The 21,906-nt window shown below is 52.5% G+C and carries 21 protein-coding genes; 9 read left to right on the top strand and 12 right to left on the bottom strand.

What is annotated here, in order from left to right; translation table 11 throughout:
• Positions 1 to 96 precede the first annotated feature (96 nt).
• Together ACU8YC_RS14510 and ACU8YC_RS14505 are read left to right on the top strand one after the other, a co-directional pair.
• Positions 97 to 1,503, top strand: coding sequence for a glycoside-pentoside-hexuronide (GPH):cation symporter (locus tag ACU8YC_RS14510; RefSeq protein WP_151216751.1), 1,407 nt, complete (start codon positions 97 to 99; stop codon positions 1,501 to 1,503).
• Positions 1,503 to 2,453 carry a glycoside hydrolase family 43 protein gene (locus ACU8YC_RS14505; protein WP_187253725.1) on the top strand — a complete coding sequence of 317 codons (951 nt, stop codon included), beginning with the start codon at positions 1,503 to 1,505 and terminating at the stop codon, positions 2,451 to 2,453. Before ACU8YC_RS14510 ends, ACU8YC_RS14505 begins: the two co-directional genes overlap by 1 nt.
• Before the next feature lie 76 nt (positions 2,454 to 2,529).
• Here ACU8YC_RS14505 and ampE read toward each other — a convergent pair whose 3' ends face one another.
• Both ampE and ampD read right to left on the bottom strand, forming a co-directional pair.
• Positions 2,530 to 3,384, bottom strand: a complete 855-nt coding sequence (gene ampE, locus ACU8YC_RS14500) for a beta-lactamase regulator AmpE (protein ID WP_151216749.1) — start codon at positions 3,382 to 3,384, stop codon at positions 2,530 to 2,532.
• Entirely contained in the window at positions 3,381 to 3,944 is a 564-nt protein-coding gene (ampD, locus tag ACU8YC_RS14495) for a 1,6-anhydro-N-acetylmuramyl-L-alanine amidase AmpD (RefSeq protein ID WP_151216748.1), read from the bottom strand. The genes ampE and ampD overlap by 4 nt, the downstream gene beginning before the upstream one ends.
• An 87-nt stretch (positions 3,945 to 4,031) precedes the next feature.
• Here ampD and nadC point away from each other — a divergent pair, with 87 nt between their 5' ends.
• The 4 genes from nadC to hofC all read left to right on the top strand — a co-directional run bounded on the left by nadC (position 4,032) and on the right by hofC (position 8,179).
• Positions 4,032 to 4,925: a carboxylating nicotinate-nucleotide diphosphorylase gene (gene nadC / locus ACU8YC_RS14490; protein WP_187253724.1), complete on the top strand. Its 894-nt coding sequence runs from the start codon at positions 4,032 to 4,034 to the stop codon at positions 4,923 to 4,925.
• Positions 4,926 to 5,154: 229 nt separating this feature from the next.
• Entirely contained in the window at positions 5,155 to 5,592 is a 438-nt protein-coding gene (gene ppdD / locus ACU8YC_RS14485) for a prepilin peptidase-dependent pilin (RefSeq protein WP_446895473.1), read from the top strand.
• 9 nt (positions 5,593 to 5,601) lie between these two features.
• Positions 5,602 to 6,987, top strand: coding sequence for a type II secretion system protein GspE (gene gspE / locus ACU8YC_RS14480; protein WP_151216746.1), 1,386 nt, complete (start codon positions 5,602 to 5,604; stop codon positions 6,985 to 6,987).
• The gene (gene hofC, locus ACU8YC_RS14475; protein WP_151224554.1) at positions 6,977 to 8,179 is read left to right on the top strand and encodes a protein transport protein HofC; all 1,203 of its coding nucleotides are present in this window, start codon (positions 6,977 to 6,979) and stop codon (positions 8,177 to 8,179) included. Before gspE ends, hofC begins: the two co-directional genes overlap by 11 nt.
• Positions 8,180 to 8,210: 31 nt before the next feature.
• Here hofC and ACU8YC_RS14470 read toward each other — a convergent pair whose 3' ends face one another.
• Positions 8,211 to 9,254 carry a GMP reductase gene (locus ACU8YC_RS14470; protein ID WP_003018732.1) on the bottom strand — a complete coding sequence of 348 codons (1,044 nt, stop codon included), beginning with the start codon at positions 9,252 to 9,254 and terminating at the stop codon, positions 8,211 to 8,213.
• Positions 9,255 to 9,479: 225 nt separating this feature from the next.
• On the opposite strand from ACU8YC_RS14470, the gene coaE reads away from it, so the two are divergent.
• The 3 genes from coaE to yacG are packed head-to-tail and all read left to right on the top strand — an operon-like array spanning position 9,480 to position 11,047.
• Positions 9,480 to 10,100: a dephospho-CoA kinase gene (gene coaE, locus ACU8YC_RS14465; RefSeq protein WP_187253721.1), complete on the top strand. Its 621-nt coding sequence runs from the start codon at positions 9,480 to 9,482 to the stop codon at positions 10,098 to 10,100.
• Positions 10,100 to 10,843: a cell division protein ZapD gene (gene zapD / locus ACU8YC_RS14460; protein ID WP_151216745.1), complete on the top strand. Its 744-nt coding sequence runs from the start codon at positions 10,100 to 10,102 to the stop codon at positions 10,841 to 10,843. Before coaE ends, zapD begins: the two co-directional genes overlap by 1 nt.
• A gap of 9 nt (positions 10,844 to 10,852) precedes the next feature.
• Entirely contained in the window at positions 10,853 to 11,047 is a 195-nt protein-coding gene (gene yacG, locus ACU8YC_RS14455; protein ID WP_003018740.1) for a DNA gyrase inhibitor YacG, read from the top strand.
• Positions 11,048 to 11,140: 93 nt separating this feature from the next.
• Here yacG and mutT read toward each other — a convergent pair whose 3' ends face one another.
• The 9 genes from mutT to murC all read right to left on the bottom strand — a co-directional run bounded on the left by mutT (position 11,141) and on the right by murC (position 21,856).
• The gene (gene mutT, locus ACU8YC_RS14450; protein ID WP_151216744.1) at positions 11,141 to 11,530 is read right to left on the bottom strand and encodes an 8-oxo-dGTP diphosphatase MutT; all 390 of its coding nucleotides are present in this window, start codon (positions 11,528 to 11,530) and stop codon (positions 11,141 to 11,143) included.
• Between the two features lie 56 nt (positions 11,531 to 11,586).
• Positions 11,587 to 14,292 (bottom strand): preprotein translocase subunit SecA, encoded by a 2,706-nt coding sequence (secA, locus tag ACU8YC_RS14445; RefSeq protein ID WP_151216743.1) that lies wholly within the window; start codon positions 14,290 to 14,292, stop codon positions 11,587 to 11,589.
• A 60-nt stretch (positions 14,293 to 14,352) separates the two neighbouring features.
• Positions 14,353 to 14,859 (bottom strand): secA translation cis-regulator SecM, encoded by a 507-nt coding sequence (secM, locus tag ACU8YC_RS14440; RefSeq protein ID WP_414438336.1) that lies wholly within the window; start codon positions 14,857 to 14,859, stop codon positions 14,353 to 14,355.
• Positions 14,860 to 15,141: 282 nt separating this feature from the next.
• On the bottom strand, positions 15,142 to 16,059 hold the full coding sequence (lpxC, locus tag ACU8YC_RS14435) for a UDP-3-O-acyl-N-acetylglucosamine deacetylase (protein ID WP_003018750.1): 918 nt from the start codon (positions 16,057 to 16,059) through the stop codon (positions 15,142 to 15,144).
• Between the two features lie 100 nt (positions 16,060 to 16,159).
• Positions 16,160 to 17,311 (bottom strand): cell division protein FtsZ, encoded by a 1,152-nt coding sequence (gene ftsZ, locus ACU8YC_RS14430; RefSeq protein WP_003018753.1) that lies wholly within the window; start codon positions 17,309 to 17,311, stop codon positions 16,160 to 16,162.
• 62 nt (positions 17,312 to 17,373) lie between these two features.
• Positions 17,374 to 18,636 carry a cell division protein FtsA gene (gene ftsA, locus ACU8YC_RS14425; protein WP_003018755.1) on the bottom strand — a complete coding sequence of 421 codons (1,263 nt, stop codon included), beginning with the start codon at positions 18,634 to 18,636 and terminating at the stop codon, positions 17,374 to 17,376.
• Entirely contained in the window at positions 18,633 to 19,466 is an 834-nt protein-coding gene (gene ftsQ / locus ACU8YC_RS14420; RefSeq protein ID WP_003018758.1) for a cell division protein FtsQ, read from the bottom strand. The genes ftsA and ftsQ overlap by 4 nt, the downstream gene beginning before the upstream one ends.
• A gap of 1 nt (position 19,467) precedes the next feature.
• Positions 19,468 to 20,388 (bottom strand): D-alanine--D-alanine ligase, encoded by a 921-nt coding sequence (locus tag ACU8YC_RS14415; protein WP_187253720.1) that lies wholly within the window; start codon positions 20,386 to 20,388, stop codon positions 19,468 to 19,470.
• Positions 20,381 to 21,856, bottom strand: a complete 1,476-nt coding sequence (gene murC, locus ACU8YC_RS14410) for a UDP-N-acetylmuramate--L-alanine ligase (protein ID WP_151216741.1) — start codon at positions 21,854 to 21,856, stop codon at positions 20,381 to 20,383. The genes ACU8YC_RS14415 and murC overlap by 8 nt, the downstream gene beginning before the upstream one ends.
• Positions 21,857 to 21,906 lie beyond the last annotated feature (50 nt).

The following is a 21,906-nucleotide window of genomic DNA, read 5'->3' as shown; positions in this document are numbered from 1 at the left end:
GACTGTTTAGTCCATATCAGCGGCGTTATCCTGCAACGCAAAAACACCGGTACCAGACAATAATTCTCTCCATATCTCATTCATGGAGTGCAGTTGATGGAAACCAGTAAGCTCACGGTGAAAGAAAAGATCGGCTATGGAATGGGCGACGCCGGATGCAACATCATTTTTGGCGCCATCATGTTGTTTGTTAACTATTTTTATACAGATATTTTTGGTCTGGCGCCTGCCCTGGTCGGCGTATTACTGCTCTCAGTACGCGTTATTGATGCCGTTACCGATCCCATTATGGGCGCAATGGCCGACCGTACGCGCAGCAAATATGGTCGATTTCGTCCATGGTTATTGTGGATGGCTTTCCCGTACGCATTATTCAGCGTACTGATGTTTACCACCCCGGAGTGGACATATAACAGCAAAGTTATCTATGCCTTTGTCACCTACTTCCTGCTCTCAATTACCTACACAGCGATCAATATCCCCTATTGCTCTCTCGGCAGCGTCATCACCAACGATCCGCAAGAACGCGTCGCCTGCCAGTCATATCGCTTTGTATTGGTAGGAATTGCAACTCTGCTGCTCTCCCTCACTCTGCTGCCAATGGCGGACTGGTTCGGTGGAGAAGACAAAGCCAAAGGGTATCAAATGGCGATGGCGGTACTGGCCTTCATCGGCATGTGTATGTTCCTGTTTTGCTTTGCAACCGTCCGTGAGCGTGTACGTCCTGCCGTCCCGACTAACGACGATTTAAAAGCCGATCTGAAAGACGTATGGAAGAACGATCAATGGGTAAAAATTCTGCTGTTAACCCTGTGCAACGTCTGTCCGGGCTTTATTCGCATGGCCGCCACCATGTACTACGTGACCTGGGTTATGCAGCAGAGTACGCAATTTGCGACATTGTTTATCAGCCTTGGCGTTATAGGCATGATGATCGGCAGCATGTTGGCGAAGGTGTTAACCGATCGCTGGTGCAAACTGAAAGTCTTCTTCTGGACCAACATCATCCTGGCGATTTTCTCCGCAGCGTTTTACTTCTTCGATCCGAAAGCCACCATGATGATTATGCTGCTCTACTTCCTGCTCAACATCCTGCATCAGATCCCATCCCCGCTGCACTGGTCGCTGATGGCGGATGTCGATGACTACGGCGAGTGGAAAACCGGTAAACGCATCACTGGAATCAGCTTCTCCGGCAACCTGTTCTTCCTGAAACTGGGCCTGGCGATTGCCGGAGCGATGGTTGGCTTCCTGCTTTCCTGGTACGGCTACGACGCAGGGGCGAAAGCGCAAAGCGACTCCGCTATTAACGGCATTATGCTGCTGTTTACCATCATACCTGGCGTAGGCTACCTGATTACCGCAGGCGTGGTTCGTCTGCTGAAAGTTGACCGCGAGTTTATGCAGCAAATCCAGACAGATTTAGAAAAGCGCCGCGCCAACTATCGTGAACTGAATGAATACCACGAGATAAAAACAACAGAAACCGTAAGGAAAGCCTGATGAATCAGTGGCCTAATCCCTTTATTGAACAACGTGCCGATCCGTTTATTTTACGTGACGGTAGCCACTATTATTTCATTGCTTCAGTGCCCGAATACGATCGACTGGAGATCCGCCGGGCTGACTCGCTGGAAGGGCTGCGCACCGCCTTCCCGGTTGTCGTCTGGCGCAAACCAGAAAGTGGTCCCATGAGCCAACTCATCTGGGCGCCTGAAATCCATCATCTGGCTGGTAAGTGGTACATCTATTTTGCCGCCAGCCACACACAGACGCTCGACAAGCAGGGAATGTTTCAGCACCGTATGTTTGCGCTCGAATGCGCGGACAGCGATCCGCTGGCAGGTATTTGGACAGAAAAAGGCCAGATCAAAACGCAGTTTGATACCTTCGCACTTGATGCCACCACCTTTAACCATCAGGGAAAACAGTGGTATCTGTGGGCGCAGAAATCGCCCGATATTGCCGGGAACTCCAATATCTATCTTGCTGAGATGGAAAACCCATGGACGATTAAAGGTGAGCCGGTGATGCTCAGCCATCCAGAATATGACTGGGAATGTCGGGGTTTTTGGGTCAACGAAGGTCCGGCGGTCATGGTTCACGGCGACAAGCTGTTTATCAGTTATTCTGCCAGCGCCACCGATGAGAATTACTGTATGGGATTATTGTGGATTGACCTCAATGCCGATCCGCTCAACCCACAGCACTGGCACAAATCACCACGCCCGGTCTTTACCACCAGCTACGAAAACCGCCAGTTCGGCCCTGGGCACAACAGTTTTACGCAAACGCCGGAAGGTGAAGATGTGCTGGTGTACCACGCCAGAAATTACACCGAAATCGAGGGCGATCCGCTGTACGACCCAAACCGCCATACGCGTCTGAAGCTCGTGCGCTGGGACAAAAACGGAATGCCTGATTTTGGCATCCCGCCAGCGGATACGTATTGAGTCATTGCACCGTTATCCGGTCTACATATGCGCCAGACCGGATAACGCGGTTACGTCGCAATCCCGGCTACAATCGCTAGATCAGCGTGCCATAAATTGTCAGCAGCGCAATGACCACCACCACCACAAACGAGGTTTTCTTCGCCATTGAAACAGCGGCTTTTGGCGTTTCGACTTTATCGGTATGGGGTTCGCGCGCCAGAGAAAACTGCGCCAAACGAGTAAGCACCTGGTATTGCGAAGTATGGAGATCAGCAAGCGATGCAAACCAGGCAGGCAGCGCTTTCTCGCCGTGTCCTAACAGCGCATAGACCACGCCCGCCAGACGCACCGGGATCCAGTCCAGCACATGCAGGATCGCATCGATACCCGATTGCAGACGCTGGTGCGGCGTCTGATAGCGCGCCAGCCAGGACTGCCAGGCACGTAAAAAAGCATAACCCACCAGCGTCACTGGTCCCCACGGACCACCGACAATCAGCCAGAATAACGGCGCCAGGTAAAAGCGAAAGTTGTTCCATAACAGCGCATTCTGCAGTTCACGCAAAAACTCACGCTCATCGCAGTCCGGCGGAACCCCATGAATAAGTGTCAGCTCGCTGGCCATCGCCTCACGAGCGTGAGCGTCAGCGCGGGCAGCCGCGTTCAAATATGCATGATAATGAAGACGCGTCTTGCCAGCGCCGATGCACAGCAAGCCAATTACGATCCATGCCACCAGTAAGGGCACGTTAAACAGTAGCCCATGGAGTGCACGTAGCAGCAGGAACGTCACCCCCATCGCAATCAGGGCCATGCCTACCGTACGCATCATCGAGAAATGCTTAACCCGGCGGAAAAGAACTTCAACCCGGTGATCAAGCTGCCAGTGCTCACCCAGCTTAAAAAGGCGTTCAACAATCAACACCAGTAATGTTGTAAACAGCGTCATGTCATCTCCTTGTCCGACGAGGGGGTGACCAGGGCGCGAAACCTTGCCCAGTCAAATGAGGGCCCGGGATCGGTCTTACGCTCGGGCGCAATATTGCAATGTCCTGTCATATTGTTGGCAATGGCCGGATAACGCGTAATCAGGGCGTTCGTCACGGCGGCCAGTTGCCGGTACTGCGCATCGGTATAGGCCAGCGTATCCGTCCCTTCCAGCTCAATACCAATTGAGAAATCATTACAGCGTTCACGACCCTGATAGCTCGAGACGCCAGCATGCCAGGCGCGTTTATTAAAGGGGACATACTGCACGATTTCACCGTCACGGCGAATCAAACAATGGGCAGAAACGCGCAAATGGGCGATTCCGGCAAAATAAGGATGGGCATTGGGATCAATCGTGCCCGTAAACAGCGCGTCGATCCACGGGCCGCCAAACTCACCGGGCGGCAGGCTGATATTATGCACCACCAGCAGAGAAGGGGTTTCGTCATCCGGGCGGCAATCATAATGAGGAGAGGGAACGCGTCGCGCCTCTGCCAGCCAGCCCTCGTCTAACAACATGCAGAATCTCCTTATTGGTGGTGCTCATATCAGGTTCAGGGTAGCATGTTTCCACCTTATGATTCGTTAGCAATTTGGAGTTTTATCATGCCGCCTCGCCGCTATAACCCTGACTACCGACGTGACGCGCTGTTGGAACGCATAAATCTCGATATCCCTGCCGCTGTAGCTCAGGCGCTGCGTGAAGATTTAGGCGGAGAAGTTGATGCCAATAACGATATCACCGCACAGCTTTTACCCGAAGACATGCGCTCCCACGCTACCGTCATTACCCGCGAAGATGGCGTTTTTTGTGGGAAACGTTGGGTGGAAGAGGTCTTTATTCAACTGGCGGGCGATGATGTCAACATCACCTGGCATGTCAAAGATGGCGACAGCATTAAGGCTAATCAGCCACTGTTTGAACTGGACGGCCCTTCCCGCGTACTGCTGACCGGCGAACGTACCGCGCTTAATTTTGTGCAGACGCTTTCCGGTGTGGCGAGCGAAGTACGTAAATACGTCGACCTGCTGGCGGGGACAAAAACCCAGCTTCTGGATACGCGTAAAACCCTGCCGGGTCTGCGTACCGCGCTGAAATACGCCGTATTGTGCGGCGGCGGCGCAAATCATCGTCTGGGGCTTTCTGACGCTTTCCTGATCAAGGAAAACCACATTATTGCGTCTGGCTCGGTACGTCAGGCCGTGGAAAAAGCTTTCTGGCTGCACCCGGATGTGCCGGTTGAAGTCGAAGTCGAAAGCCTGGATGAACTGGACGACGCGCTGAAAGCCGGGGCTGACATCATAATGCTTGATAACTTCGAAACTGACCAAATGCGTGAAGCAGTAAAACGCACCAACGGCCAGGCGCGTCTGGAAGTGTCGGGTAACGTCACCCACGAAACGCTGCGCGAATTTGCCGAAACCGGCGTGGATTTCATCTCTGTTGGCGCGTTGACCAAGCACGTTCGCGCGCTCGATCTCTCCATGCGTTTTCGCTAATTGCTGTTTGTATTGCCCGATGGCGCTTTGCTTATCGGGCCATTCTGCATGCCGGAGAAGGCGTTTTCGCCGTTATCCGGCAGTTTCTTCGAGCCTCTTCGCAAATACGTTGTTTGATTCTGTAATCTCGTAAAAATCCTCGGAACCCGCCTTCCCATTCAGTTATTTGCCTCTCGCCGTGGCCCAGAGCGTTTGCCAAAGTAGCGCCAGCTAACTCAAGGAGCGAACGATGGACAAGCAACGAGGATTCACGCTTATCGAACTTATGGTGGTCATTGGCATTATTGCCATTCTTAGCGCCATCGGCATTCCGGCTTATCAAAACTATCTGCGCAAAGCCGCGCTGACCGACATGCTGCAAACCTTTGTTCCCTATCGCACGGCAGTTGAGCTTTGTGCGCTGGAGCATGGCGGGACAGAAACCTGCGATGCCGGAACCAATGGCATCCCTTCTCCAACCACCACCCGATATGTCTCCGCCATGAGCGTGGAAAAAGGCATTGTCAGCCTCAGCGGGCAGGAAAGCCTGAACGGGCTAAGCATCACCATGGCGCCGGGTTGGGACGATGCAAACGGCATTACTGGCTGGAGTCGTAACTGCTTCATCCAGAATGACAGCGCATTGCAACAGGCCTGCGAAGACGTTTTTCGTTTCGATATCAACTAAGGAAAAGAGATGAATACCACCCAACTTACAGCGCTGTGCCAACGTTATCAGGCCACATTACTGGATGCAGATAATGAAGTGGTGCACATCGCCGTCGTGGAGGCCCCATCCCACGAGCTACTGGACGCACTGCATTTTGCGACTACCCGACGCATCGACATTGTTTGCTGGACGCGTCAGCAAATGGAAGGCCACACGCATACGCCACGCAAAATGCTCCCGACGGTCGTCACTAAAAGCAGTGCCAGCGCCGCAGACTTGCTGAATCAGACGTTCCAATCCGCTCTGGTGCAACGGGCTTCTGATATTCATTTTGAGCCAGCGGAAAGTCACTATCGGATCAGATTACGTGTGGATGGCGTACTGCATGTTTTACCGGAAGTCACAATCGAGATGGGTATCGCTATTACCGCAAGGTTAAAAGTTTTAGGCAGTCTGGATATTGCCGAGCATCGACTTGCGCAAGACGGACAATTTACCGTTGAGATTTCAGGAGAATCGGTCTCTTTTCGCATCGCCACCCTGCCCTGTCGCTTCGGCGAAAAAGTAGTGCTGCGGCTACTTCATCAGGTCAATCAAACGCTGGAACTCACTGCGCTGGGAATGCAGGACGCGCAGTTAGCAGCATTTTCACAAGCGTTGCAGCAGCCTCAAGGGCTGATTCTGGTCACCGGCCCCACAGGAAGCGGTAAAACGGTCACGCTGTACAGTGCGCTGCAAACCCGAAACACCCCGCAGGTGAATCTTTGCAGCGTGGAAGATCCGGTAGAGATCCCGATCGCCGGGCTTAACCAGACTCAAATTCATCCCCGCGCCGGTCTCACTTTTCAGGGCGTATTGCGCGCTCTGCTGCGCCAGGATCCCGACATTATCATGGTGGGTGAAATCCGCGATGGCGAAACGGCTGAAATAGCCCTTAAAGCCGCACAAACCGGTCATCTGGTGCTATCAACACTGCATACCAATTCCACCACTGAAACGCTGGTACGCCTGCAGCAAATGGGGGTTGCTCGCTGGATGATCGCCTCCGCGCTGACGCTCGTTATTGCCCAGCGGTTGGTAAGAAAACTGTGTCCCCACTGCCGACAACGTCTGGAAAAACCCATCACGCTCCCCGAAGCTGCCTGGCCTACGCCACTGCCACGTTGGCAAGCCGCTGGCTGCGAACACTGCTATCACGGATTTTATGGCCGTACCGCATTGTTTGAAGTGCTTCCCGTTACGCCCGCATTGCGCCAAAGCATCGCCAACGGGACGTCAGTAGACGCAGTAGAATCGGCTGCGCAGCAATTGGGGATGAGTACGCTGTTTGAAAATGGCTGTCAGGCCGTCGAACAAGGGCTAACAACATTTGAAGAGCTGATCCGCGTACTGGGCATGCCCCATGTCAGCTAAACAGCTTTGGCGCTGGCAAGGTATTAGCAACGAAGGTCATCCACAGGAAGGCGTACTGTGGGCTGATACCCGCCCCTCATTGATACTTGCTCTCGAACAACTGCATATTACGCCACTGCGCATTAACCGTATGCACATCAAAACTTCACACTGGAGTCGCGACAGAAGCGCCGAAACCGTACATCAACTGGCAACATTACTGAAAGCAGGACTAACGCTCTCGGCAAGCTTAACTCTGCTGGCTGAACAGCACCCGAGCAGCCAGTGGCAGGCGCTACTGCGCACGCTGGCTCACGATATGGAGCAGGGGATTTCGCTCTCCACCTCGCTATCGCAATGGCAACACGTTTTTCCGCCGCTTTATCAGGCAATGATCCGCACCGGAGAGCTTACGGGTAAGCTGGACGACTGCTGTTTTGAACTCGCGCACCAGCAAAAGAATCAACAGCAGCTCGCTGATAAAGTGAAAAAAGCCCTACGCTATCCGATTATCATCATCACGATGGCAATGATGGTCGTATTTGCGATGTTGCAGTTTGTACTCCCTGAGTTTGCCGCCATCTACCGGACGTTCAACACTCCGCTACCGGTACTTACTCAGTGGATTATTGCCATCGCGCACTTTAGCAGCCAATGGGGATGGCTGGCAGTAGTATTCAGCATGGTTGCGATTGCGGTATATCACCTGATAAAACAACAACCCTACTGGCTTATTCTGCGCCAGAAATTTCTGCTCGGTCTTCCGGTCATTGGGCCAATGGTGAGAGGGCAAAAACTCACGCAAATCTTCACTGTTCTGGCATTAACGCAAAATGCAGGTATTCCTTTTCTGCAAGGCCTTGAGAGCGTAGCTGAAACGCTGGACAACCCTTTCTGGTCGCAACGATTAATACAAGTACATCACAACATCAGCGCCGGAAAACCCATCTGGTTAGCGCTTAAAAATTGTGGTGAATTCAGCCCATTGTGTATACAACTGGTCAGAACAGGTGAAGCATCCGGCTCGCTGGATGCCATGCTGCGTAATCTGGCCCATCACCACGGCGATAAAACCTTGTCTCAGGCGGAGAATCTGGCTGCGCTACTTGAGCCTGCGCTGCTGATCGTTACGGGGGTGATTATCGGTACGTTGGTCGTCGCGATGTATTTACCGATTTTTCATTTGGGAGATGCGATGAGCGGGGTGGGATGACGCTGGCGCGAAGAACGCGCCAGCTATCATATTACAGGCTATTGAAAACGCGGTTTTCTTGTTCCTGTACACGAATAAACGTTGTACGTTTGGTCAGCTCTTTCAGACGGGAAGCACCGACATAGGTACAAGCAGAGCGCAGGCCGCCGAGGATATCGCGAGCGGTATTATCAACCGGGCCGCGCAGAGGCAGCTTAACGGTTTTACCTTCCGCTGCGCGGTACTGCGCAACGCCACCAACGTGACGCGTCATGGCAGATTCAGAGCTCATACCGTAGAACAGCATGAATTTCTCGCCGTTTTCTTCAACAATTTTGCCGCCGCTTTCTTCATGACCAGCTAACATACCGCCGAGCATAACGAAGTCTGCACCGCCGCCAAACGCTTTTGCCACGTCGCCAGGCATCGTGCAACCACCGTCGCTGACAATCATGCCCCCCAGACCGTGAGCAGCATCGGCACATTCAATAACCGCCGAAAGTTGCGGATAGCCAACACCGGTTTTTACACGCGTGGTACATACAGAACCCGGGCCAATGCCGACTTTAACAATGTCCGCGCCGGAAAGTACCAGCTCTTCGCACATTTCTCCGGTGACCACATTACCCGCACAAATCGTTTTTGTCGGCCATGCTTCACGTGCTTTCGACACAAACTGAACAAAATGCTCTGAGTAGCCATTTGCCACATCAATGCAGATAAAGTTCAGCGCTGGGTTGAGCGCCAGAATCTGTTTGGTTTTTTCGAAGTCTGCGTCAGACGTGCCGGTTGAAACCATTACGTGTTTGAGTACATCGGCAGAAGTCTCTGCGATGAATGCGGCCCAGTCTTCAACAGAATAGTGTTTGTGCACAGCGGTCAGGATGTCGAAGGATGCCAGCGCCGTTGCCATGGCAAACGTACCGACAGTGTCCATGTTCGCGGCAATAATGGGAACGCCGGACCAGGTCTGACCTGAATGCTTAAAGGTAAATTGACGTTCCAGCTCAACATCGGAACGGCTTTTGAGAGTAGAACGCTTAGGGCGGATAAGAACGTCTTTGAAACCTAACTTCAGATCTTCTTCGATACGCATGTGCGGATTCCTGGGGTTAATGGCGAAAAATCGAAACTCACAACTCCAGTGACGCTATCATACGCACTAATCAATGCCGCGCAAGACTGCGAAATTCTCTTTTTTTACGCTACAATCCCATAAATTTACCTGGCGAATAGCAGGTTAATCCTGCAGCAGCCTCGCCTTCGCACGCTTAACTTTTAACTGTTTGATAATCAAACTTAAACTCCGGGATCTGCATCTATGAGGTATACGGTAGCCTTAACCGGCGGCATTGGCAGTGGTAAAAGCACCGTTGCAAATGCGTTCGCTGACCTCGGAATAAACGTCATTGATGCAGATATTATTGCGCGCCAGGTGGTTGAACCCGGCACACCCGCCCTTAAGGCGATTGAAGAACATTTTGGTTCCGAGGTGATCGCCGCAGACGGCTCGTTGCAGCGACGCATTTTACGCGAACGCATTTTTTCCGCCCCAGAGGAGAAAAAATGGCTGAATGCCCTGCTCCATCCGCTTATTCAGCAGGAAACGCAGCGCCAGTTTCAGCAAGCGACGTCCCCTTATCTGTTGTGGGTTGTACCTTTGCTGGTGGAAAATTCGCTGTATAAAAAAGCCAACCGCGTACTGGTGGTAGATGTTACCCCCGAAACACAGCTCAGACGCACTATGCGGCGTGATGACGTCACGCGTGAGCATGTGGAACAAATTCTTGCTGCTCAGGCAACGCGTGAAGCGCGTTTGGCCGTGGCAGACGATGTTATTGATAATAATGGCGCACCGGAAGCCATCGCTTCGGATGTCGCCCGCCTGCACGCGCTCTATTTGCAATGCGCGTTGCAGTTTGTCTCACAGGAAAAACCGTAATGCACACCCAGGTCCTTTTTGAACACCCTCTCAATGAGAAGATGCGTACATGGCTGCGCATTGAGTTTTTAATCCAACAGCTCTCCGTTAATTTACCCATTGCGGACCATGCAGGTGCACTGCATTTTTTCCGTAATATCGGAGATTTACTGGATGTATTTGAACGCGGTGAAGTCCGTACCGAACTCCTCAAAGAGCTGGAAAGACAACAGCGTAAACTCCAGGCCTGGGTTGAAGTTCCCGGCGTCGATCAAAGCAGGATCGACGCTTTGCGCCAGCAGTTAAAAAGCGCAGGCAGCATTCTGATTTCGGCCCCGCGGATTGGACAAACGCTGCGCGAAGATCGTCTGATTGGCCTCGTGCGTCAACGTTTAAGCATTCCTGGCGGGTGCTGCAGTTTCGATCTGCCAACCCTGCATATCTGGTTACATTTACCGCAATCACATCGCGACGCGCAGGTTGAAACCTGGCTTGCCAGCCTGAATCCGCTCAATCAGGCGCTGTCGCTGGTGCTGGATTTAATTCGCAACTCTGCGCCGTTTCGTAAGCAAACCAGCCTGAATGGTTTTTACCAGGACAACGGCGAAGATGCGGATCTTCTTCGCTTGCAGCTGCCGCTTGATTCGCAGCTTTATCCGCAAATCTCTGGTCATAAGAGCCGTTTTGCCATTCGTTTTATGCCGCTGGATAGCGAGAATGGCCAGGTGCCTGAGCGTCTAGATTTTGATCTGGCGTGCTGTTAAGGAGTCAACATGTCTGAACAAACCATCGTCAACTGCCCAACCTGCGGCAAACCCGTCGTGTGGGCTGAAGTCAGTCCGTTTCGCCCATTCTGCAGCAAGCGCTGCCAGTTAATCGATCTCGGTGAGTGGGCTGCAGAAGAGAAACGTATCCCAAGCTCAGGCGACTTGTCGGAAAGCGACGACTGGAGTGAAGAACAGAAGTAATTCAACTAAAACGGAGGGCGAGCAAGCGTACAGCCCCGCCCTAATTTGCCGGATACGGCGTTACCTTATCCGGCTTACGCGCGACGAACACCATTAACCAGCAATCAGCTTTTCAATGACCGGTGCATTCGCAGGCGGGAAATCTTCCGCATTCAAAGCATGTTGCCCAATCCACTGCGCTGGCTGCCCCTCTTTTCCCCATGGCTCGCCTTCCCAGCTTTCAACCAGCCAGAACCACAGCGTGATATGTCTGTCCGGAAACTGATACTCCAGCTTTTCGAACAACGAGCTTTGAGTCGGCGTAATACCAACTTCTTCCTGTAGCTCGCGAACCAGCGCCTGTTCCGGCGTTTCGCCCGCTTCAATTTTTCCGCCGGGGAACTCCAGCTTATTTGCCATGTGGGCATCCGCCGCACGCTGGGTTATAAAAATTTCATGTTGCGGATTACGAATAATTCCGACGGCGATCTGCAGTATTTTCATCTTTATTATCCATAAAAAAGGCGCAGAATTCTGCGCCTTTTCAGTAAGTTATTTACTTAGCTCAGACGGCCATGGCACTGTTTGTATTTTTTGCCGGAACCGCAAGGACACGGATCGTTACGACCCACTTTACGATCGCCGGTTTGTGCCGCCAGCTCTTCTGCCGCAGCAGAATCATCACCTTTATGGCTCAGTTGCTGCATCTGCGCTAAACGTTCAGCTTCTTCGCGACGCTGCTGCTCCATCGCTTCTACTTCTTCAGGCATACGCACCTGAACTTTGCTCAGGGTGCTGATCACTTCGTACTTCAGTGATTCCAGCATTGATGCAAACATAGAGAAGGATTCACGCTTGTATTCCTGTTTCGGATCTTTTTGCGCATAACCACGCAGGTGGATACCCTGACGCAGATAGTCCATCGCCGCAAGGTGCTCTTTCCACAGGGAGTCGAGAGTTTGCAGCATCACGCCTTTTTCAAAGTGACGCATCATCTCCGCGCCCACAACTTCTTCTTTACGCTGATAAACTTCTACGGCGTTTGCCAGAATTCGTTCGCGCAGCGTTTCTTCGTGCAGCTCAGGCTCCTTATCCAGCCACTCTGAAATCGGCATATCCAGATCGAAGTCGTTTTTCAGACGTTCCTGCAGACCTGGGATATCCCACATTTCTTCCAGAGATTGTGGCGGAATATAGGCATCAATCGTTGCTTTGAAGACATCTTCACGGATGCTGTTGATGGTTTCGCTAACGTCAGATACGTCCAGCAGTTCGTTACGCTGGGTGTAGATTGCGCGACGCTGGTCGTTGGCGACATCATCATATTCCAGCAATTGCTTACGAATGTCGAAGTTGCGACTTTCCACTTTACGCTGCGCGTTAGCAATCGCTTTGGTGACCCACGGGTGTTCAATCGCTTCACCTGGCTTCATACCCAGTTTACGCATCATGCCGGACACGCGGTCAGAGGCAAAAATACGCATCAGCGCATCTTCCATCGACAGATAGAAACGAGAAGAACCCGCATCCCCCTGACGACCAGAACGACCACGCAGCTGGTTATCGATACGGCGAGATTCATGACGCTCAGTACCAATAATATGTAAACCACCGGCAGCTAACACTGCGTCATGGCGAACCTGCCAGGCGGCTTTGATCTGCGCGATTTGTTCCGGAGTCGGGTTTTCCAGCTCGGCAACTTCCGCCTGCCAGCTACCGCCCAGCACGATATCGGTACCACGACCCGCCATGTTAGTGGCGATTGTCACGGCCGACGGGTAACCCGCCTGCGCGACGATATCCGCTTCGCTGGCGTGGAACTTGGCGTTCAAAACGTTATGTTTGATACCAGCTTTGGTCAGTTCGTTAGAGACCACTTCAGATTTTTCAATAGAGATAGTACCCACCAGCACCGGCTGGCCATTTGCGGTACGTTCTTTAATATCTTCAATGATCGCCTGAATTTTTTCCGCTTCAGTCATGTACACCAGATCCGGTAAATCCTTACGAATCATCGGACGGTTGGTCGGCACAACCACGGTATCCAATTTGTAGATGGAGCTGAATTCAAAGGCTTCAGTATCAGCGGTACCGGTCATACCGGCCAGTTTTTCATACAAACGGAAGTAGTTCTGGAAGGTAATGGATGCCAGCGTCTGGTTCTCGTTCTGGATATCAACACCTTCTTTGGCTTCAACGGCCTGGTGCAGACCATCAGACCAGCGACGGCCCTGCATAGTACGGCCGGTGTGTTCGTCGACGATGATAACTTCGCCGTCTTTTACGATGTAGTCGACATCGCGGGTAAACAGCACATGCGCGCGCAGTGCGGCAGTCACGTGGTGCATCAGCATAATGTTGCCAGGAGAGTACAGAGACTCGCCTTCATCCATAATGCCTTCGTTAACCAGCAGCTCTTCAATCAGTACCAGACCACGTTCGGTCAGGTTAACCTGGCGCGCTTTCTCATCAACAGAGAAGTGGCCTTCCCCCTGGAACGTGTCGGAATCTTCCTTCTCCTGACGAATCAGGTGTGGGATGATTTTGTTCACTTTTTTATACATTTCCGAGCTGTCTTCAGCCGGACCGGAAATGATCAGCGGCGTACGTGCTTCATCGATCAGGATGGAGTCGACTTCATCGACCAGCGCGTAATGCAGTTTACGCTGAACACGCTCTTCCGGGCTAAACGCCATGTTGTCGCGCAGGTAGTCAAAACCGTATTCGTTGTTAGTACCGTAAGTAATATCGGCATTGTAGGCCTCACGCTTGGCTGGCGCTGGCAGGCCAGACATGTTGATCCCTACGGTCATGCCGAGGAATTCAAACAGCGGGCGGTTATTTTCGGCGTCACGCTGAGCCAGATAGTCGTTCACGGTCACCACGTGTACACCCTTCCCGCTCAATGCGTTCAGGTAGGCAGGCAACGTCGCGGTCAAGGTTTTACCTTCACCGGTACGCATTTCCGCGATACAGCGATCGTTAAGCACCATGCCGCCGAGCAGCTGGACGTCGAAGTGACGCATGCCGAATACGCGCTTACTCGCTTCACGGACCACCGCGAACGCTTCCGGGATTAGGCTCTCAACGCTGGCGCCTTTTTCCAGACGGGCGCGGAATTCAGCGGTCTTCGCTTTCAGTTCATCATCGGAGAGTTTTTCCATCTCCGGTTCCATTGCGTTGATAACATTGACCACTTTACGCATACGACGCAGCGTACGCTCGTTACGACTACCGAATACTTTTGTTAATAATTTGATTAGCATAATGAAATCTCAAACGCCCCGCGGTGCGGAGTCAAAAATTATAAGTTGAAAGGTTCTTTTTTAGCTGAGGCGTTGAGGACCAGCGCGGATACCCTGCAACTGGCTGATCCAGACCGGAACGCTAAACGCGGCCTGAGAGGTAAAATGGGTATATGTCACGCGACTCACGGTCGCGGGCGATCTGCCTTCTTGCGTCAGCATCGCGCTGAGCGTATTCAGCAACGCAAGATGGTGCGCCTGGATTGGCAACGGCTCTTCGGCAACAGGCAACGCCTGAGGAGCCATAGCAAAAGAAAGATGGCGAATAACCGTACGAATGGCATGCTGATGCCAGTAATCGACGGTAAAATTAGGGCGACGATTGGTCGCTTCCAGCAAAGCAAGCTGGCTAAAGTTCACTTTACCGGATTGATCGTGATTGCTGGCGGTTGCCTTCGCAGGGGTATTGGGTTCAGCAGCATTACTGAGCGCGGGCAGGCCAAAACTCGCCGCGACCATCCCCAACAGGAGATGCGGCCAGAAGTACCGTCTGCCTAACTGTCGCCAACGCGTCAGTATTCCACTCACGTTTTTGCCACCTGATATACCCTGCGTTTGGGGTTACGAATGCAAAACATTTTTTTGCGCACGAATCTTATCATTAAAGCGTACGCTCCACAGCAGTAATGACAACCAGCCATGGGTAAATATGCTCAAGAAAGCAGCGATCGCACACTATTTTAACCTAGTGGCAGGGAAAAATTTGCGTTGGAAAAGACTGCGTTAATGAGTACATAAAAAAACGACTGGCTCACCTGGCCGGAGAGAGTGCCAGATTTACCAGTCGAATTTATACGACAGCGTATGTCGTTATGCCAGTACGGTCGAAGGTGCTTTGAACGCCAGAGGCAGTTCTGCATCGTCCTGGAAGGTCACATATTCCCAGGCTTCCTGTTTTGCCAGGACTGCCTGCAACAGTTTGTTATTCAATGCATGACCGGATTTATACGCGGTGAATGCACCAATAATGTTGTGACCACACATGAACAAGTCACCAATCGCGTCGAGCATTTTGTGACGAACGAATTCGTCTTCAAAACGCAGACCGTCTTCGTTCAATACGCGATAATCGTCAACAACGATGGCACAATCGAAGCTGCCGCCCAAGGCCAGGCCACGGGACTGCAGATATTCGATATCACGCATGAAGCCGAAAGTACGCGCACGGCTGATCTGGCGCATGAACGCATCTGCAGAGAAGTTCATCGCATAGCGCTGCGTGCTGGCATCAATCGCCGGATGGTTAAAGTCGATGGTAAAATCCAACGAGAAACCATTAAACGGTTTGAATTCAGCCCACTTATCGCCATCTTCGACACGAACGGTCTCTTTGATGCGAACAAATTTCTTAGCGCTGTTCAGTTCTTCAATACCCGCATCGAGCAGCAGGTATACGAATGGAGCAGCACTACCATCCATGATCGGGATTTCCGGGGCGTTAACTTCAATAACAATGTTATCGATACCTAAGCCTGCCAGAGCAGCGTTAAGGTGCTCTACGGTTGAAATCCGCACATCATGCTCATTGACCAGACACGTACAGAGCATGGTATCACGCACAGATTTGGCATCGGCCGGGAAATCTACCGGAGGATTCAAGTCGGTGCGACGATAGATGACCCCGGTGTTGGCCGGCGCAGGGCGTAGCGTCAGCGTGACTTTTTTGCCGGTATGTAAACCGACGCCAGTCGCCTGAACGATACGTTTAAGTGTCCTTTGTTTGATCATCGTATAATCTCGCCAAATTAACTATCCAACCGAAGTGTACTATACATTCGGCAGGCCAGTTTAGCACAAAGAGCGCAGATTCCCAAATTCCAGCTAATTCTTAATCAGCTTGCTTACGCAGGAATGCTGGGATATCCAGATAATCCGGCTCTTTAGTGGTTTGCGGCGTATTGTCGTTCACCACTTTCGCTACCGGTTTTTGCTCTTGCGTCAACGGTGCCATGCCGTGTTGCTGGTAACGATCCATTACCGGCTGTTGTACCTGCTTGTTGGTTACCAGAGTGATTTCAGGACGCTTGTCCATACCAATTCCAGTCGCAACAACGGTTACGCGCAGTTCGTCGTTCATATCCGGGTCCAGAGAGGTACCGATTACCACGGTCGCGTTATCCGATGCAAAGGCACGGATGGTGTTACCCACGGTTTCGAATTCATCCAGACGCAGGTCGAAGCCCGCAGTAATGTTGACCAGCACGCCACGTGCGCCGGACAGATCGATGTCTTCCAACAGCGGAGAAGAAATTGCCATTTCAGCCGCTTCTTCTGCACGATCTTCACCGCTCGCCACGCCAGAACCCATCATTGCGTAGCCCATTTCAGACATCACGGTACGCACATCTGCAAAGTCGACGTTCATCAGACCCGGACGGGTAATCAGTTCAGCGATACCCTGTACTGCGCCTTTCAGCACGTCATTCGCTGCGCCAAACGCATCCAGCAGGGAGATCCCGCGACCCAGCACTTTCAACAGTTTGTCATTCGGGATAGTGATCAGAGAGTCCACGTGTTTGGACAGCTCAGTGATACCCTGCTCCGCGAATGCCATACGCTTCTTGCCTTCAAAGTTGAAAGGCTTGGTCACGACAGCAACGGTCAGGATACCTAAATCTTTTGCCACTTCAGCCACTACTGGCGCTGCACCAGTACCGGTACCGCCGCCCATGCCAGCGGCGATAAACACCATGTCTGCACCGTCAAGCGCTGCACGCAGAGCTTCACGATCTTCATCTGCCGCATTGCGACCGACTTCCGGGTTTGCACCCGCGCCCAGACCTTTGGTGATGCCGCTACCAATCTGAATGGTCTGTCCTACCGCCGTCTTACGCAACGCCTGCGCGTCGGTATTCACCGCGAAGAATTCAACACCTTCGATGCGCTCGCGCACCATGTGTTCAACGGCATTACCGCCACCGCCGCCGACGCCGATGACTTTAATCACCGCGTCATTGGTAAGTTCCATAGGTTCAAACATAGTTTCTCTCTCCGTTGTGCCTGTCGCCTGAGACCGTTAATGTGCGTCGGTCTCTTTAAAAATTAAAACTCTTTTCTCAGCCAGCTATTGAGTCGTTTGATCCACGAGCCAACTGATGCCGTTACGCGTTTTTCTACTTCAGCCTCACCACTCAAATGGGATTCTTTCCCGTAGTGAAGCAGCCCCACCGCCGTTGAATAATACGGCTCCTGAGCATAATCCGTCAGACCAGTAATATTCAGCGGTGCGCCAATACGCACTTGCGTATGGAACACACGCTGTGCGCAGGCCGCAAGGCCTTCAATTTGCGCAGCACCGCCGGTTAACACAATCCCCGCCGCCAGATGATGTTTCACACCCTGCTGACGAAGCTGTTCTTGTAATTGCAAAATTTCTTCGTTGACCAGGTTGAGCAGCTCGGTATAACGCGGCTCAATGACCTCTGCCAGAGTCTGACGTTGCAGGCTACGCGGTGGACGCCCCCCCACGCTTGGCACTTCAACGCTCTCGTCTTTACCCACGATGGAACCCAGTGCGCAACCATGACGCACTTTGATGGCTTCGGCATCGCTTGGCGGCGTACCAAAGGCATACGCGATATCGCTGGTCACGACATTCCCTGCATAAGGGATAACTTTAGTGTGGCGCAACGCCCCGCCAGTATAAACGGCGATGTCCATTGTACCACCACCAATATCGACCACGCAGACACCCAGCTCACGTTCATCTTCCGTCAAGACGGAATAACTGGCTGCCAACCCGGCAAAAATCAGTTGGTCAACTTTCAGACCACAACGTTCAACAGCTTTGACGATGTTCTTCGCCATGTCGTTGTGGCAGGTTATAAGGTGGACTTTTGCCTGCATACGCACGCCGGAAAGACCGACCGGATTTTTGATACCTTCCTGGTAGTCAATGGCGTATTCCTGCGGAATAACGTGCAGAACGCGATGTTCATCGCGAACACGTACGGACTTTGCCGTATGAACCACGTTTTCCACATCTTCCTGCGTCACTTCCTCTTCGGAAATGGGCACCATACCAATTTCATTCTGACAGCTAATGTGTTTACCGGAAAGCGCCAGATACACAGAGGAGATCTGGCAATCTGCCATCAGCTCAGCCTGGTCAATGGCGCGCTGTACGCACTTCACCACAGACTCAAGGTCGTTCACCCCGCCTTTATCCATACCTCGCGATGGGCAACTGCCCACGCCAATGATATTGACCATACCGTCGGGCAGAACTTCCCCTACTAAAGCGGCTACCTTCGCGGTGCCAATCTCCAGTCCAACTACCAGTTTTCTGTCCGTCGCCTTGATCATTGTTGTTCTGCCTGTGCCTGATTCTGTTGCTGATTAGATTCCTCAGGAGGCAAGGGAACCCAGCCTACTGCCGCTCCTGAGTCATAACGCAAATCAACGTAGCTAATCCGTTTGCCATCGGTTTGCGCCTGCTGCTGTAAAACCGGGTAGAGTTCCACAAAGCGAGCCAAACGTTTTATCGTATCGCCCCTGCCCAGATTCAGCTTAATATCGTTATTCAGCGTCAACTGCCAGGAACGACGAGCGGTCATTGCCGCTTCCTTCAGGGTGAATCTATCCTTAGCCAGCACCTGCCCCATGTCACGGAACCCTTGCAACACTTCACTCGCGCTGCCTTCCGGCCCGTACAACATGGGTAATACCTGCTTATTGGCCCGACCGGTTGGGACGCTGAACGTATTTCCTTCGGCATCCACCATATGTTGGTCATTCCAACGCGCTATTGGCACATATTCAACCAGATGAATCTTCAATTCATCAGGCCATTGCTTTCTGACGCTCGCCTGTTTGATCCAAGGGAGACGTTCAATCTGGCTCTGGATGATGTTCACATCCTGAGTCATAAAGGTTCCCGGAGCGCCCAGCGCCAGGATGGACTGACGGATATCGTCATTGCGCGTGTAATGCCGTTCACCGGTTAACACCAGTTTTGACAATGGCAAACGCTGCGCATCTTCCATCCATCCCAATACTACCCAGCCGCTGACAAACACGGTGCACAGCACTGTCAACAGAAACAGTATTCCTGCAAGACGCGTTCCATTATTGCGGCGTGAGGAGTTTACTTCTTCTTCATCACCGTTTCGTGTGTTCAGCGCAGCCTGCGACATATCAGTCCGCCAACTCCAGAATTCGTACCACCAACTGCGAGAAGCTCAAACCCGCCTGACGCGCCGCCATCGGCACCAGGCTGTGGCTGGTCATACCCGGAGAGGTATTGGCTTCCAGCAGATAAAACTGGTCATCGCTGTCCAGCATGACGTCAATACGGCCCCAACCTTTACAGCCCAATGCGGTCCATGCTTTCAGGACTAATTCCTGCAAACGGGCCTCTTGTTCGACTTCCAGACCTGCTGGGCAGAAATATTGTGTCTCATCAGAGAGATACTTCGCCTCATAATCATAGAAGGTTCCCGCGGGTTGGATACGTATTGACGGTAAAATTTCTTCGCCGAGCATCGCAACTGTAAATTCCGGGCCACTGAGCCATTTTTCAATCAGTACTTCTTCATCATGCTGAAAAGCCAATGCTAATGCACCATGCAAAGCATTTTCTTCTTCAACTTTTGACATCCCTACGCTAGAGCCTTCACGGCTTGGCTTCACAATTAGCGGCAGGCCTAACGCAGAAATTTTTGTAACCACTTCATCGCTAAGACCTTTTTCGAACTCAGCGCGGGTCAGCGCAACCCAAGGTGCGACGGGTAAACCTGCGCCCTGCCACAGCAACTTGCTGCGCAGTTTGTCCATCGAAATCGCGGAAGCCATGACGCCGCTGCCGGTATACGGCAGGCCAATCAGCTCCAGCATGCCCTGCAACGTGCCATCTTCACCACCACGACCATGCAGCGCAATAAACGCCTTCTGAAAACCCATTGATTTCAGAAGAGTGACATCAACCTCTTTTGGGTCAATCGGATGGGCATCCACACCACCTTCACGTAACCCAGCCAGCACGGCCGCGCCGGAATTGAGCGATACTTCACGCTCTGCGGAGGTTCCCCCTAACAGGACCGCGATTTTATCAGCCATGTTGTCCTTCCTCCGGGTTTTGCGGCTTCAGTTTGATTTCAGCTAAGGAACGCGCGATTTTGCCGATATTTCCAGCGCCTTGCACCAAAATCAGATCGTTGCCGGTTAATACGGGGGCCAACATTTCAGCCGCCAGGGCCGGATCGGAGACCAGAATCGGATCGATCTTACCGCGACTGCGAATCGTACGGCACAGCGAGCGGCTGTCAGCACCCGGAATCGCGGCTTCGCCTGCGGCATACACATCCAGCATCAACAGCGCATCGACCTGGGTCAGCACGTTGGCAAAGTCGTCGTATAAATCGCGCGTACGTGTGAACCGGTGCGGCTGGAACAGCATCACCAAATTTTTGTCCGGCCAGCCCGCGCGCGCAGCTTTGATCGTGGCGTCAACTTCCGTTGGGTGATGACCATAATCATCAACCAGCATCGCAGTCCCGGTTTTACCGTTCACCGGCTCAAGCGGGAATTCACCGAGGAAGTCAAAACGACGCCCGGTCCCCTGGAAACTTTCCAGCGCACGTAAAATAGCCTCGTCTTCAATACCTTCTTCTGTCGCGACCGCCACCGCCGCCGCCGCATTCAGGGCATTGTGGCGACCCGGCGCGTTTAACGTAACGCGTAAATCAGCCATCCCCTGGCGCAGCAGCGTAAAGTGCCCTTGTGGGCCGATCTGCTGGTAATCTTCAACGCGCACATCGGCATCGTCGCTAAAACCATAGGTTGTGGTTTGACGGCCGACTCGCGGTAACAGTTCGCGGATCACCGGATCGTCAACACACATCACCGCACGACCATAAAACGGCAAGTTATGCAGGAAATTTATAAACGTCTGCTTTAAATTTTCGAAGTCGCCATGGTAGGTATCCATATGGTCAGCTTCGATATTGGTGACAATCGCCACCATCGGCTGCAAATGCAGGAATGATGCGTCGCTCTCATCCGCTTCGGCAATCAAATAACGGCTATGACCCAGACGCGCATGGACGCCTGCTGCTTTCACCAGACCACCGTTGACGAAAGTCGGATCCAGACCCGCTTCCGCATAGATGCTGGAGACCATCGCCGTGGTCGTGGTTTTACCGTGCGTCCCGGCAATGGCGATACCGTGACGAAAACGCATTAACTCCGCCAGCATTTCAGCACGACGGATCACCGGAATGCGCGCTTCATGCGCCGCAACAATTTCCGGGTTATCTGCAGAAATAGCGCTGGATACCACCACCACGCTCGCATCACGCACGTTTTCCGGGCGGTGATTAAAGAAAATCGTGGCGCCCAGATTCGTCAACTGCTGCGTCACCGGATTCGGCGCTAAGTCAGAACCGCTGATCTGATAACCTTCATTGGCCAAAACTTCGGCAATACCGCCCATACCAGCACCACCGATGCCGACAAAGTGAATGTGCCGAACGCGACGCATTTCGGGCACGATGGAACGCAGTTTTGCCAGTTGTTGTGTATTCATTCTTTAGCCATTAACTTCTTAGTTCATGCGATGCAAAAGGCATCACCACA

The sequence above is a fragment of the Citrobacter sp. VF227 genome, assembly GCF_052950715.1.
This window is presented reverse-complemented; position numbering and strand designations above follow the sequence as displayed.

What these genes read in the sequence shown, in the direction of transcription:
- nadC (WP_187253724.1), top strand. Translation starts at nt 4,032, where the DNA reads ATGCCGCCTCGCCGCTATAACCCTGACTACCGACGTGACGCGCTGTTG.
- ampD (WP_151216748.1), bottom strand. Translation starts at nt 3,944, where the DNA reads ATGTTGTTAGACGAGGGCTGGCTGGCAGAGGCGCGACGCGTTCCCTCT.
- ppdD (WP_446895473.1), top strand. Translation starts at nt 5,155, where the DNA reads ATGGACAAGCAACGAGGATTCACGCTTATCGAACTTATGGTGGTCATT.
- ACU8YC_RS14415 (WP_187253720.1), bottom strand. Translation starts at nt 20,388, where the DNA reads ATGGCTGATAAAATCGCGGTCCTGTTAGGGGGAACCTCCGCAGAGCGT.
- gspE (WP_151216746.1), top strand. Translation starts at nt 5,602, where the DNA reads ATGAATACCACCCAACTTACAGCGCTGTGCCAACGTTATCAGGCCACA.
- secA (WP_151216743.1), bottom strand. Translation starts at nt 14,292, where the DNA reads ATGCTAATCAAATTATTAACAAAAGTATTCGGTAGTCGTAACGAGCGT.
- lpxC (WP_003018750.1), bottom strand. Translation starts at nt 16,059, where the DNA reads ATGATCAAACAAAGGACACTTAAACGTATCGTTCAGGCGACTGGCGTC.
- ACU8YC_RS14470 (WP_003018732.1), bottom strand. Translation starts at nt 9,254, where the DNA reads ATGCGTATCGAAGAAGATCTGAAGTTAGGTTTCAAAGACGTTCTTATC.
- zapD (WP_151216745.1), top strand. Translation starts at nt 10,100, where the DNA reads ATGCACACCCAGGTCCTTTTTGAACACCCTCTCAATGAGAAGATGCGT.
- yacG (WP_003018740.1), top strand. Translation starts at nt 10,853, where the DNA reads ATGTCTGAACAAACCATCGTCAACTGCCCAACCTGCGGCAAACCCGTC.
- ftsA (WP_003018755.1), bottom strand. Translation starts at nt 18,636, where the DNA reads ATGATCAAGGCGACGGACAGAAAACTGGTAGTTGGACTGGAGATTGGC.
- mutT (WP_151216744.1), bottom strand. Translation starts at nt 11,530, where the DNA reads ATGAAAATACTGCAGATCGCCGTCGGAATTATTCGTAATCCGCAACAT.
- ftsZ (WP_003018753.1), bottom strand. Translation starts at nt 17,311, where the DNA reads ATGTTTGAACCTATGGAACTTACCAATGACGCGGTGATTAAAGTCATC.
- hofC (WP_151224554.1), top strand. Translation starts at nt 6,977, where the DNA reads ATGTCAGCTAAACAGCTTTGGCGCTGGCAAGGTATTAGCAACGAAGGT.
- ftsQ (WP_003018758.1), bottom strand. Translation starts at nt 19,466, where the DNA reads ATGTCGCAGGCTGCGCTGAACACACGAAACGGTGATGAAGAAGAAGTA.
- ampE (WP_151216749.1), bottom strand. Translation starts at nt 3,384, where the DNA reads ATGACGCTGTTTACAACATTACTGGTGTTGATTGTTGAACGCCTTTTT.
- coaE (WP_187253721.1), top strand. Translation starts at nt 9,480, where the DNA reads ATGAGGTATACGGTAGCCTTAACCGGCGGCATTGGCAGTGGTAAAAGC.
- ACU8YC_RS14505 (WP_187253725.1), top strand. Translation starts at nt 1,503, where the DNA reads ATGAATCAGTGGCCTAATCCCTTTATTGAACAACGTGCCGATCCGTTT.
- ACU8YC_RS14510 (WP_151216751.1), top strand. Translation starts at nt 97, where the DNA reads ATGGAAACCAGTAAGCTCACGGTGAAAGAAAAGATCGGCTATGGAATG.
- murC (WP_151216741.1), bottom strand. Translation starts at nt 21,856, where the DNA reads ATGAATACACAACAACTGGCAAAACTGCGTTCCATCGTGCCCGAAATG.